The following is a 12,437-nucleotide window of genomic DNA, read 5'->3' on the forward strand; positions in this document are numbered from 1 at the left end:
TCAAGCCCTCTCGCCGCGAATGGAAACCGGCGGGAAGGGGTACGCCACATCGCGCTCCACCCAATCCATAAAGTCGGCGCGGGCGCCGGGAAAGCCCACTAGCTTCCAGCCCACCATATCCTTATTGCCACCATGGATCGGGTCGCAGAAAAAGCCTTCTTTGGTGCTTTGCAACAGAGCGGCAAAGAAGGTCTTGGCAGGAAGCGGGGCGAACTCGGCCTCACCGGCTTCAAACTGACGAAGTGCGGCATCCTGGGTGCCGGTATCCAGCTCGGCAAACGGTTTGCCGTGTTGCTGGCGCGACCAGTCATCCGCGGCCTTGATGCCCAGGCGGAAAACCTGTTGCGGATTGAGCTTGAGCTGGTACCCCATCTCCGAAGGTGCATCGGGTTGGAAAGGCCCCTGCATGTACCACTTCGCCCCTTGGGCATAGGGGGTATTCATCTGCCGGTCGATGTACTCCGGTACACCAGCCTCCACCGCACCAGGGCCGCGATCATCAGCGGGAATCAGCCGGGCGACGGCGGCGTGGATAAACGTCCATTCTTCCGGCGTGAAAAAGGTGGGCTGATAGGCGTCTGCGCGGGCGCTCTGGCCCGGCTTGTCCTCGTCACGCTGTCGCTCCTTCGTCTCGGCCAGAGCCAGGCTGGCGCCGCCTGTAGTGGCAAGTGTCACCACGGGGATCAGGGTTAGAGACTTACGTAGAAAGTCGCGGCGGGCGTTAGACGTATCATCAGCGGACATGAGGGTTCCCATCAGCCATCAGGCTTTAAATGTTAGTAAGCTAAGCATTTAAGTGTAACAATTTGTGCGGATCTGCGACAGATTGCCTCATCATCGACCGGCGCGCCGCGGGCAGGTTCCTGATGACCCTTTAAAACGTATGGATAAGAACGTATAGCCCATCAAGCCTGGGTATGCTCAAGCGCTTCCAGAAACCGCTGTAGGATCAGGTTGGGGCGGCGGCCCTTGCGCATCGCGGCACAGAGCGGAATAGAGTAGAAGAAACGCTCCGGCTTGAGCGGCCGCAGGACGCCCTGCATCACCCAGCTGGCGGCGTAATGATCTGGCAGATACCCGATATAGCTGCCGGTATGCAGTAGAAAGGCGATCCCTTCGCGGTCTGACGCGGTGGCCGTACAGTTGAGCGTCTGGTGTCGCTCCAACGCCTCGGCCGTCAGCCGATAATTCGGCGCCACAGCATCGGCCATGCGCAATGTCTCGTCCGGGATCTCTTCATCGGGCCGGTGGAACAGAGGATGCTCATGACCACAATACAGTTGCGAGCGCTCCTCATAGAGCGCGGTGTATTCCAGGCCGGACAGCGGGTTGATCAGCGGGACCACGCCAATATGCAGCCGTCCGTCCAGCACCCCACGTTCGATTTCGCCCGGCGTCATCATGCCAATGTTTACCCGCACACCCGGTCCTAATGCCTTCAGTTTGCGCAACGCATGGGTCACGCGCATTTGCGGCAGCGTGACGAGGTTGTTGATGATGCCGATGTTCAACTCGCCTCGCAGTTGCTGGTGCAGGGCGTTTACTTCACTACGAAAGCCTTCCAGCGCGGCCAGTAGGCTCTGGCTGGCCCGCAGCACTTCCCGACCTTCATCTGTGAGTGCAAACCCGGCGCGGCCGCGCTGGCACAAGCGCATCCCCAACCGTTTTTCCAGGTCGCCCATGTGCAGGCTGATAGCCGAGCGGGTTATGCCCAGTGCACTTTCCGCCGCGGCAAAGCTCCCGCATTCCGCCACCGTCTTGAACAGACGCAGGAGGCGGATATCGAAATCGCTGACTTGGCCAAGCGGGGCTTTGCGAGGTGTGCTCATTGGGTGAGTTTTTTCTTGAGTAAACGTAAGAAGAATACGCTTTAACTCATCCAAGGTCAGGCTCAAGCTGAGGCTTTCGTCGGGACGATTCCCATCGCCCCGTCCAGCTCATGTCTTGTACCCCGAGGCCCTGCATGAACCAGCCCTTGACCGTATCGCCACCGCTCGCCAGCGAACTCGACCTGACCCATCACTGGATGCCCTATACCGCCAATCGCGCGTTCAAGAAGGACCCGCGCATTCTGGTGGCGGCCGAGGGTGCGTATCTGACCGACGATCAGGGCCGCAAGCTGTACGACAGCCTGTCTGCCTTGTGGTGTGTGGGTGCGGGGCATGGTCGCAAGGAAATTGCCGAGGCGGTAGGTAAGCAAGCGCTGCAACTCGACTATTCACCGGGCTTCCAGTACGGCCATCCGCTGTCCTTCAAGCTGGCCGAAAAGATCGCCAGCCTGACACCGGGAGACCTGAACCACGTGTTCTTTGTCAACTCAGGCTCCGAATGCGCCGACACGGCGGTAAAAATGGCCCGCGCCTACTGGCGTCTGAAAGGGCAGGCCACCAAGACCAAGATGATTGGCCGTGCCCGTGGCTACCACGGGGTGAACATTGCTGGCACCAGCCTGGGTGGCATTGGGGCTAACCGCAAGATGTACGGCCAGCTGATGGATGCAGACCACCTGCCACACACCCTGCTGCCGGGCAACGAGTTCACCAAGGGCATGCCCAAGACCGGCGTCGAGCTGGCGAACGAAATGCTCAAACTGATCGAACTGCACGATGCCTCTAACATCGCGGCGGTCATCGTCGAGCCTATGTCCGGCTCGGCCGGTGTAATCGTGCCGCCGGAGGGCTACCTGCAACGCCTGCGCGAGATTTGCACGCAGCACAATATCCTGCTGATCTTTGACGAGGTGATTACCGGCTTTGGCCGCACCGGTTCCATGTTTGGTGCGGACAGCTTTGGCGTTACGCCCGACATCATGAACCTCGCCAAGCAGATCACCAACGGCGTGATCCCTATGGGCGCGGTGGTGGCAACCAAGGAAATCCACGACACCTTTATGAACCAGGGCACGCCGGATTACGCCGTCGAGTTTGGCCACGGCTACACCTACTCCGCGCATCCGGTCGCTTGCGCGGCAGGTCTGGCTGCGCTGGAAATTTTGGAGCGGGATAACCTCATACAGCGCGTAGCCGAACTGGCGCCGCACTTCGAGCAGCGTATCCACGGCGTGCGCGGTGCCAAGCACATCGTCGATATCCGTAACTACGGCTTGGCCGGTGCGATCCAGCTCGCCCCGCGTGATGGCGATGCGATCGTCCGCCCCTACGAGGCCTCGCTGAAACTGTGGAAGGCCGGTTTCTATGTCCGCTTCGGCGGCGATACCCTGCAATTCGGCCCGCCCTTTATCAGCACGCCGGAAGAACTGGACCGCCTGTTCGACGCCGTGGGCGAAGCCCTCAACGCCACGGCCTGATTATTTTTCGTACAGCGGCGCGATACGGCTACCCGACGCGCCGCCTTTACAAGGAATCGATATGACCACCTTGAACCACCTCATCAACGGCGAAGCCTTTGCCGACAACGGCCGCACGGCAGATGTCTACAACCCTTCAACTGGCGAAGTCATTCATCAGGTGCCGCTGGCCAGCCGCGACACCGTGCAAAAGGCCATCGATGCGGCCAAGGCGGCTTTCCCCGCGTGGCGCAACACCCCACCGGCCAAGCGCGTCCAGGTCCTGTTCCGCTTCAAGCAACTGCTGGAGCAGAACGAGCAGCGCATCGTGCAGTTGATCAGCGAAGAGCATGGCAAGACGCTGGAAGATGCCTCCGGTGAACTCAAGCGCGGTATCGAGAACGTCGAGTACGCCACCGCCGCGCCCGAACTGCTCAAGGGCGAGTACAGCCGCAACGCCGGTCCCGCCATCGACAGCTGGTCCGACTTCCAGCCGCTGGGCGTGGTTGCCGGTATCACGCCGTTCAACTTCCCGGCCATGGTGCCGCTGTGGATGTACCCGCTGGCGATTGCCTGCGGCAACTGCTTTATCCTCAAACCCTCCGAGCGCGACCCCAGCTCCACACTGCTGATTGCCGAACTCCTATATGAAGCCGGTCTGCCCAAGGGCGTGCTCAATGTGGTGCATGGCGACAAGGACGCCGTGGATGCACTGATCCATGCACCTGAGGTCAAGGCGCTGAGCTTTGTCGGCTCCACCCCGATTGCCGAATACATCTATAAGGAAGGCGCAGCCCGCGGCAAGCGCGTCCAAGCCCTGGGCGGTGCGAAGAACCACGCAGTGCTGATGCCCGATGCCGACCTGGACAACGCCGTCAGCGCACTGATGGGCGCCGCCTACGGCTCCTGCGGCGAGCGCTGCATGGCCATCTCCGTGGCCGTGTGTGTGGGCGACCAGATTGCCGATGCGCTGATCGAGCGCCTCACGCCACAAATCCAAAGCCTCAAGGTTGGCCCCGGCACCTGCAAGGGCCTCGACATGGGCCCACTGGTCACCAAGGCCGCGCTGGAAAAAGTCACCGGCTATGTGCAAGACGGCGAAGCGGCAGGCGCCAAGCTGGTCGTCGACGGTCGCAGCCTCAAGGTTGCCGACCACAGCAACGGCTTCTTCCTCGGCGGCTGCCTGTTCGACTATGTCACGCCGGAGATGCGTATCTATAAAGAAGAGATCTTTGGCCCGGTGCTGTGCGTGGTGCGCGTCAACAGCCTGGAAGACGCCATCGCGCTGATCAACGCCCATGAATACGGAAACGGCACCTGCATCTTTACCCGCGACGGCGAGTCCGCACGGCTCTTCAGCGACGAAATCGAAGTAGGCATGGTCGGCATCAACGTCCCGCTACCCGTTCCGGTGGCTTACCACAGCTTTGGCGGCTGGAAGCGCTCGATCTTCGGCGACCTCGCCGCCTACGGCCCGGACGGCGTACGCTTCTACACCCGCCGCAAAACTATTACCCAGCGCTGGCCGCAACGCGCCAGCCATGAAGCGGCGCAGTTTGCGTTTCCAAGTGGTGGGTAATAAGAGCTTCTTAGGGCCTTGCTAATTAAAGGCCCTATTCTTCTGTTCTGTACATATACCAGTCTAATAGGCAGGCTAATTTTCTAAAGTATGTTGAATAGCTTGAGCTAGAGTTAGCGTCAAGTTTATCTATATGCATATTTAAAAAATCCTTTATTGCACTAGTGTTAAATAGTTCTTTTGGTAAGAAAGCTAAATAAGCAGCAGCTTTTTCAGGTGTGTTGCTTTGAATTATATCTATAGCGCTTTTTTCTTTCCCGTTTTTTAAAAAGGGTTTTGTGTAGGTCTTGGATTTGTATGGTGAGGTGTCTTCAAATAACTGTCTGGAGAGGTCAGGGCTTATTTTGAAACGTGCATCTTTATAGCTCAATCCGGCAAGTTTTATGTATTTATAAATTGGTATATATGTAGCACTTTTAGCTAATAGTGGAAGAGTGTGGTTTATTATCATGTTAGGATCATATTCTGAGTTTTCCTGCAGAGAATCTTTGAATAAATCGAGTAAGGTTATTGGCTGGTAACCAATAAGGCTTGCACGTTCTGCTGCTACGCCTACGCCGACAACGAACTCGATGTCGCCTTTGTTTTCTATGTCATCAATGTCCACTACGCATAGTTTTGCTTCAGGATCGTTAGATTTAACTAATTCATAAAGTTGTTCTTTACAATAGCGTAATACCCTTGCAGGTATTTTTCTTTTTACTTCGTCAAGAGCTTCGTAAACTGGTACAAAGCTATTTGTGTGAACTACAGTTATTGGTATCTGTCCGCCATCTATAGTTAGGAATGTTTGACTTAGTTCAGAGTCGTGATCATTCTTTTTCCTTTGTATGAAAATTAGATTATTGCGCAGCTTCTCTATATTGTCCTTTCCGAGAACAGATACGATTGAACGCAATAGTGCACATATATTAGGATCTGAAAGTGAGTATCCAATAAATACAATTGGATGCTCAACGAAAAGTGTTATTAGCTTTGCAGCAAGGTAGGGATTTTTGTTTTCGAAGTCAGAATAATCATTTGATGTTAACACTAGCGAGGAAGGTTTTGTTACGGACCCATGTATCTTGTATATTTCTGCAATAGATTGCGGGTGCGAGAATAGAAGCTCCCCTTGGCCAACAAATACTTTGTATTCAGGGAATAATGACTCTAGAAAAGTATCCCAATTTGTCGTTATGATTCCATCAACGTTAAGTTTTGATAGTAATTCTATTTCATTCTTATATTCAGATTTAGATATGTCTATTTGAGATATTGATGCTAGGTAAGAGCATATTTCTATCCTTAAGGCTGAGGTTTTATCTCTAACCTTCCCTTTATGTTTTTCTCTGCTTTCTGAATATTTATCTGCGGACCACCAAATGTCATGGAAGTCATGGCTCATTAATTCGGCAACTTCTGGTAGTAATCCATTGGCTGTAGATAGGTAATAATCAAAATCTCTAAGGCCTTGACTGAACTTGGAAAGTAAGCCTTTCCAGTCATCCAGCCCTAAATAGCGGCGAGAGAAACCTGATCCTATGAATAAGAAAGGTGCTGAGTTAGCTAACCGGAAGTGCTCGACTAGTTGTTTCTTCAAAGATGACATATTTAAGGTATAAAATTTTGTAATGGATTAAGTTAAAATAGATATCGCTTCGTTCAATCAATGCCAACCTATAGGCACGAAGAGTTTTGTAGGACGGGTCGGGCGCGTAGGTTGAGCATGCGACACCCATCGAAAGGAACGAGCACTGTTGCCTACTTCTCGCCTTTCTTCCCCTGGCGATTCCGCACATACAATGTCCGACGGCTACTAGTCCCATCTTCCTGCACCTCGAAACGCCGTTGCTGGGCCTTGAGCAGCTCGCTGAGTTTCTTGAAGCCGTACAGGCGTGGGTCAAAGGCGGGGCGGAGTTTGGTGATGTTCTGACCAAGCACGCCTAGGCTGGCCCAGCCGTCTTCGTCGGAGAGGTCGTCAATAACCTTGGCGATGAAGTCCACCGGGACTTTCTGCGGTTTAGGCGTGGCGGCAGGTTTGGGTTCTTCGCCAGTGGGTTGCCCTGGCGTACCCGCCTTGTCGGATGGGGTGGACTCGGGGGCTGGCTCGGCATCAGCGCGCAGGATTTCGGTGTAGATGAATTTGTCGCAGGCGGCGACGAAAGGCTTGGGCGTCTTTTCTTCACCAAAGCCGTAGACCGTCAAACCCTCTTCACGCAGGCGCATGGCCAGACGGGTGAAGTCGCTGTCGCTGGAGACGAGGCAGAACCCATCGAAGCGCCGAGTGTAGAGCAGGTCCATGGCGTCGATGATGAGGGAGCTGTCAGTTGAGTTCTTGCCCTTGGTATAGGCGAACTGCTGCATGGGCTGGATGGAGTGGTCGAGCAGGACCTGTTTCCATTTGCCCAGCTGCGGGCCGGTCCAGTCACCATAGATACGCCGCACACTGGCGACGCCGTATTTGGCGATCTCTTCGAACAGCCCTTCGACGATAGCCGCCGGAGCGTTATCGGCATCGATGAGGACGGCGAGATGTTTCTGTTGAGGCGACGCACTTCCTTTGCTTGGCATGGCTCGATCCGTGAGAGCAGGATTTCGCTAACATACGCCTAATTTAAAGTGTGTGCTATGTCTCGTTTGTCGGATTTTCAGCCAGCCTCCACAGAGATTTGCGTGCGTCTGGCAGCCTCTTCTGGGAGGCAAAGCCATAACCCTTTCTGCTGCTACAAAAAACCGCCTCTAAGGGCGGTTTTGTTTTTCCGTTAACACTGGGCAACGGTGGATATGTTCAAGCCTGAGGAGTCGGTTTGGTCACGGCCAGAAACTTGGCTTGCAGGTCATTGATCTGTGCGTGTGACACCGAGTACTGAACATTGCAGAGCTGAACGTTCAAAGTGTCATTACCTGCCAGGCGCTGCATCTGAGCGTTGCTCAGCGTCACGTCGTACGTGACGTTGTAGTCCGACTTGGTGTACTGCTGGCGTTGCACGACATCGGCCTGGAACTGGTCCGTGCCGGAAGTGATCAGCGCAGTGCTGCAATCCGAGTAGGAGGGGTGCTGCGCTGTTGTCGCGAGGCTCAGGACGTATTGCCCGGCAGCGGGCTCGATGCGATTGACGGTCAGCGATCCGCCCTGGGTTCTAGCCGGTGCCTGAGCTGTGTTGCTTTCAGGGGTTGCGTTGAAGGGGGCACTGATTGCACAGCCTGCCAGTAACAGGGGCGCGATCAGCAAGGCTGCCTTACCGTGTTGGATAAGCGTGTTCATGGTTGCCTCAGCAAGAAGATTCGATACGTTCATTATCGAATCAATCGCTTGATGCTAGAAATGAAGCGCAGAGATAACGACCATTGCGGAAATTGATGTTTCAGGGAAGGCGGTCGATACGTGGCCAAGGTGTTTCAGCGCACTAACACATCCTGCAACGAGCCGGCGTCCAATGTTGGCATAATGACGGTTCGATGACTGCTTTGATCGTTTCGCCTTCACTATGACCAAGCATTACTACGGCCTTGAATGGCTTCGTTTTCTGATGGCCCTTTACATGGTGGTCTACCACCTGGGCGGCCTGTACGGTGACGCACCGTGGCTTTTTCAAAAGCTCGTCGGCATGGGCTTTTACGCTACCAGTACCTTTTTCCTGCTTTCGGGCTTTCTGCTGGCGCATGTCTGCCTGGATGATCAGGGCAAAATGAAGGGCAGCCAAGCCGGCTTTATCGCGCGGCGATTGTGCAATCTCTATCCCATCCACCTGATGACATTGGCCATCGCGCTGGGTGTACTGGCGATGAATGCACCCTCGGCAGACGGTGTGCCCGTGTATTACAACCAGCATCCCTACGCGTCGCTGGAGGATGGCGAGGGGCTGGAGGAATTGCTGCCCATCTCCTGGCTCATGGCAGGTGTTCATATCTTGATGCAGATCCTGCTGCTTCAGTCCTGGGAGCCACGCTTTCTCTGGCTCAATGGTGCGACCTGGTCCATTTCTGCCCTGCTGTTCTTCTATATCCTGTTCCCCTTGCTTGCGCCACGCCTGATGGCGGCGCGCCGCTGGATACTGATAGGGTTCGCATTATGGGGCGCTTACCTGCTGGTGCCTTTGTTGGCGACCTGGCTGCATGCCTATGACTATGTGACCGTAGGCGTTATCCATCGCAACCCGGTAATTCGCCTGCCGGAGTTTCTGATTGGCATCATTCTCTATCGCGCCTTGCAGGAGCCTTCTCTGGCACAACTGGCGGAACGTTACCGGTACTGCCTGATTGCCGTTGGCTTGAGTGGCCTTTTCATTGGGGCATGGCTCTTGCAGCAGGACGGGCGCCGCTGGTTCTATCTGGTTCACAATGGTCTACTGACGCCTTTTCAGGGCTTGCTATTGCTGGCCTGCGCTACCTTCCGCGCACCGGAAAGCGCCTCCCTGCAACAACTGGCCCGGCGGCTGGGTGAGGCATCGCTGTGTATCTTTGCCATCCACACACCCATGATCAGCCTGATCGACCCGTGGACGCGGCATCTGTTGGCCTTCTTTACCCAGGCGCAGGAAGCGGCCAGTGACGCGATCAGTGATGCCGTCAGCGATGTGTTGGGCGATGTGGTCACCATTCCCCTGTGGAGCCTTATCCCTCACCTGATCGTAGTTATTGGCCTGGGGCTGTTGATTCAACGTTTTCTGATCGGCCCCCTGCGCCGTTGGCTGGAGGCGCACCTGCCTCAGAAGTACAGGAAAGGTCGGGGCGCTTAGACGCACTCTGGATTAGCTATAAAAAACCGCCCTTAGAGGCGGTTTTTTATAGAGGCTACCGCGCGTCTGGCGGAGAGCCGGGCGGGGCGCCGTCTTTGGGTGGCGGTGGCATATGCTCAGGCATGGCGGCGAGCCGGCCTTGGAAGTCCTTACAGACGCTTTTGAGTGCCTTGCCGTCAGGCAGAGTAAGCATGACTGGCGCGCCGACAGGCTTACCTTCGCACACTTCAAACGCCGCGGGCGGCGGCATACGGTCATACTGGCCGCGGGGCGGCGGCTCCTGATCGGCCAGCGCAACGCTGCCAAACAGGCCCAACGCCAGTGCAGCTGTAGAAAGAAGGGGTGCTTGTTTCATACCCGGTCCTTGTCGTGCTGTTGAGCTATCTAAGCACAGCCCTCCCGGCTGTCGTGCCGAATTTACCCAGGCGATACACAGCCGCATAGCAGGCGAAATGGACGAAAGCCTACTGTAGAGCGGTTTGTACGCCTATTCAGAACAAAAGTAGCCGTGTGAGGCGGATCGCTTCTGTATCAGCGCCTTTACATGGCTTTTACCTACTCGAAACCTTAAATGGCGAGGGCCTCTGCTAGCCTTTTCGCCTTTTCAGCCATGTGTATCTACGGATGGCTTTGCGCAAAATTCAGGCGGTACAAACAGGTATGTTGCAGCGGTATCTATGGAAGCTTATCCCCAAGGCGCAGCGAAGCTTTCTGCTGGGTCGTCTTTCAGTGGTCGATCGGCAAGTGGTGAACAAGGTCATGTCCGGGAATGTGATTTTTCCCAGGCCGTTTGCCGATCAAAACTGCCTATTCATCCATGTACCCAAGTGCGCCGGAAGCAGCCTGTGCAAGGCCTTGTTCGATGACTGGCGACCGGGGCATCTGCCGCTATACTGGTATGAGCAGCAGTTTCCCGAGGCCTTCGAGCAGAGTTTCAAATTTACCTTTGTGCGCCATCCGCTGGAGCGAGCGTATTCGGCATTTGCCTTTTTAAAGGGAAATGAGCCCATCGCGCGTGATCTTTCCGCATGGCGGTTGATGTCGCGCTATGACAATTTCAATACGTTCGTCGCACAGTGGCTGCATGAGGACAACATCCGGCGGCAGATTCACTTCGCGCCGCAGACCGACTTTCTGACAGATTCCCTGGGGCGGCTGGCAATGGATTTCATTGGGCGCCAGGAGTCGCTTGAGGAAGACTTCGCTCGACTGACGGATATCTTGGACCTGTCGGCGACGCTGCCACATATCAATCCGTCGCGGCAGCGGGAGGCGGGGCCTGCGCATGCATTTTGTACGGCGCGCACACGGCGGCTGATTCGCCGGGTGTATGCACGTGATTTCGAATTATTAGGTTATGCGTGAGGACACCGATGGGAAGCTGTATCCGGCCTTATGATCTGACCCTGCCCGCCTCGGCGCGTGCACAGGCGTTGGGGCAAAAGCCTTGTTGCCTGTGGCTGACCGGGCTTTCCGGTGCGGGCAAGTCTACCCTGGCGAACAGTCTTGATCTGGCACTGCACCAGCGCGGGCTGCATGCCTACGTGCTGGACGGCGATAACCTGCGCAATGGGCTATGCCGTGACCTGGGGATGTCGGCGGCGGAGCGGAGCGAAAATAGCCGGCGAATAGCCGAGGTGGCGAAGCTGATGGTAGAGGCGGGATTGGTGGTGATCGTCTCGGCGATTTCACCGTTCCAGGCCGATCGTGATGCCGCGCGGGCCTTGTTCGAGCCGGGCCAGTTTCGTTGCGTGTACGTCAGCACATCATTTGAGGAGTGTGCACGGCGTGATCCCAAGGGGCTGTACCGCGCCGCGCGGGAGGGAAGAATCCACAATTTTACCGGGTTCGATAGTCCCTACGAGCCACCTTATGATGCTGATTGCGAAATCGACACAGCGCGCCTGTCTATTCCCGAGGCAACGCAGGCATTGATCGAATTGCTGACGCCAGAGGCCTGAGCTGAACGGGTAAGTAAGACAGCCGAAAGGGTTGAGCGGAGGATGCGTTTCCGAAGTACTTAGAGGTAAGCGGATGGGTAGGGCACGCAATACCCATCCACTGTCCGCCCTGTTACTGACTTCTGTCGTTCCGGTAGCATGCCTGCTTTTTCCAGGCAGAGCGGACGATGGAACAGCGCGGGACGTTGAAGAGCTGGAATGACGAAAAGGGCTTTGGGTTCATCCGGCCGGAGCAGGGCGGGGATGAGGTGTTCGCTCATATTTCAGCGGTACGGGGTGATCGGCGGCCGGTAGCCGGTGAAAAGGTCCTGTATGTCGCGGGGCCTGACGGCAAAGGGCGTCTGCGGGCGGAGCATATTCGTCTGAATGCAGGCATGACGCTGGACAAACCGTCCATCCGTCAACGATCCACGCCTGCCAGAACGGCTTCCCGGTCTGCCCAGACACCACGTCCGCGTCAACAGCGCCATGGCGGTATCCAGGACCTGCCGGTCAAGCTCGTCCTCTTCGCGGTACTTTGCGTGTTGCCTGTTTGGGGAAGTTTGCATGTTCTGTCTACACGATACAGCCTCTTCCCGCTGGCCCTCTATGGTAGCGCAAGCCTGGTGGCCTTCCTGTTCTATTGGCATGACAAGCAGAGCGCACTGAAGGCGCAGCGGCGTATTCCTGAGAAAACCCTGCACATACTTGAGTTGGCCGGCGGTTGGCCGGGTGGTCTTGTGGCGCAACAGGTCTTTCGCCACAAGACCCGCAAGGTGAGCTATCAGGCTGTCTTCTGGATCATCGTGCTGCTGCATGAGGCGTTGTGGGCAGATGAGCTATTTTTCCACCGCTTGCATCTGTTTGACCGCGTGCCTCTGTTCTTTTAAACGAAATGAAACAGCCCGGCA

The 12,437-nt window shown here is 56.0% G+C and carries 12 protein-coding genes; 6 read left to right on the top strand and 6 right to left on the bottom strand.

From position 1 onward, the window contains the following. Together HMPREF1487_RS10525 and HMPREF1487_RS10530 are read right to left on the bottom strand one after the other, a co-directional pair. A complete protein-coding gene (locus HMPREF1487_RS10525; RefSeq protein WP_010796629.1) occupies window positions 1–744 on the bottom strand; it encodes a gluconate 2-dehydrogenase subunit 3 family protein in 744 nt (247 codons plus the stop codon). A 161-nt stretch (window positions 745–905) separates the two neighbouring features. Next, window positions 906–1,829: a LysR family transcriptional regulator gene (locus HMPREF1487_RS10530; RefSeq protein WP_037029918.1), complete on the bottom strand. Its 924-nt coding sequence runs from the start codon at window positions 1,827–1,829 to the stop codon at window positions 906–908. 134 nt (window positions 1,830–1,963) lie between these two features. Here HMPREF1487_RS10530 and HMPREF1487_RS10535 point away from each other — a divergent pair, with 134 nt between their 5' ends. Both HMPREF1487_RS10535 and HMPREF1487_RS10540 read left to right on the top strand, forming a co-directional pair. Then, window positions 1,964–3,307: an omega-aminotransferase AptA gene (locus HMPREF1487_RS10535; protein ID WP_010796631.1), complete on the top strand. Its 1,344-nt coding sequence runs from the start codon at window positions 1,964–1,966 to the stop codon at window positions 3,305–3,307. Window positions 3,308–3,368: 61 nt separating this feature from the next. After that, the gene (locus tag HMPREF1487_RS10540; protein WP_010796632.1) at window positions 3,369–4,865 is read left to right on the top strand and encodes a CoA-acylating methylmalonate-semialdehyde dehydrogenase; all 1,497 of its coding nucleotides are present in this window, start codon (window positions 3,369–3,371) and stop codon (window positions 4,863–4,865) included. A 34-nt stretch (window positions 4,866–4,899) separates the two neighbouring features. Here HMPREF1487_RS10540 and HMPREF1487_RS10545 read toward each other — a convergent pair whose 3' ends face one another. The 3 genes from HMPREF1487_RS10545 to HMPREF1487_RS10555 form a co-directional block, all read right to left on the bottom strand. Further along, window positions 4,900–6,456 carry an SIR2 family protein gene (locus HMPREF1487_RS10545; RefSeq protein WP_010796633.1) on the bottom strand — a complete coding sequence of 519 codons (1,557 nt, stop codon included), beginning with the start codon at window positions 6,454–6,456 and terminating at the stop codon, window positions 4,900–4,902. A 152-nt stretch (window positions 6,457–6,608) separates the two neighbouring features. Next, the gene (locus tag HMPREF1487_RS10550; protein ID WP_010796634.1) at window positions 6,609–7,418 is read right to left on the bottom strand and encodes an NYN domain-containing protein; all 810 of its coding nucleotides are present in this window, start codon (window positions 7,416–7,418) and stop codon (window positions 6,609–6,611) included. Between the two features lie 217 nt (window positions 7,419–7,635). Then, the gene (locus HMPREF1487_RS10555; RefSeq protein ID WP_010796635.1) at window positions 7,636–8,112 is read right to left on the bottom strand and encodes a hypothetical protein; all 477 of its coding nucleotides are present in this window, start codon (window positions 8,110–8,112) and stop codon (window positions 7,636–7,638) included. 223 nt (window positions 8,113–8,335) lie between these two features. Here HMPREF1487_RS10555 and HMPREF1487_RS10560 point away from each other — a divergent pair, with 223 nt between their 5' ends. Further along, entirely contained in the window at window positions 8,336–9,586 is a 1,251-nt protein-coding gene (locus HMPREF1487_RS10560; RefSeq protein ID WP_010796636.1) for an acyltransferase family protein, read from the top strand. 55 nt (window positions 9,587–9,641) lie between these two features. Here the strand turns inward: HMPREF1487_RS10560 and HMPREF1487_RS10565 are convergent, their stop codons facing one another. Further along, entirely contained in the window at window positions 9,642–9,941 is a 300-nt protein-coding gene (locus HMPREF1487_RS10565; protein ID WP_010796637.1) for a hypothetical protein, read from the bottom strand. Between the two features lie 305 nt (window positions 9,942–10,246). On the opposite strand from HMPREF1487_RS10565, the gene HMPREF1487_RS10570 reads away from it, so the two are divergent. The 3 genes from HMPREF1487_RS10570 (at window position 10,247) to HMPREF1487_RS10580 (ending at window position 12,416) form a co-directional block, all read left to right on the top strand. Continuing rightward, window positions 10,247–10,951: a sulfotransferase family 2 domain-containing protein gene (locus tag HMPREF1487_RS10570; protein WP_037030692.1), complete on the top strand. Its 705-nt coding sequence runs from the start codon at window positions 10,247–10,249 to the stop codon at window positions 10,949–10,951. Window positions 10,952–10,959: 8 nt separating this feature from the next. Then, a complete protein-coding gene (cysC, locus tag HMPREF1487_RS10575; protein WP_010796639.1) occupies window positions 10,960–11,547 on the top strand; it encodes an adenylyl-sulfate kinase in 588 nt (195 codons plus the stop codon). 167 nt (window positions 11,548–11,714) lie between these two features. Then, window positions 11,715–12,416 (top strand): DUF1294 domain-containing protein, encoded by a 702-nt coding sequence (locus HMPREF1487_RS10580; RefSeq protein WP_010796640.1) that lies wholly within the window; start codon window positions 11,715–11,717, stop codon window positions 12,414–12,416. The last annotated feature ends 21 nt before the right edge of the window (window positions 12,417–12,437 follow it).

This window comes from Pseudomonas sp. HPB0071 (genome assembly GCF_000478505.2).
In the GTDB taxonomy this organism is placed as follows: domain Bacteria; phylum Pseudomonadota; class Gammaproteobacteria; order Pseudomonadales; family Pseudomonadaceae; genus Chryseomonas; species Chryseomonas luteola.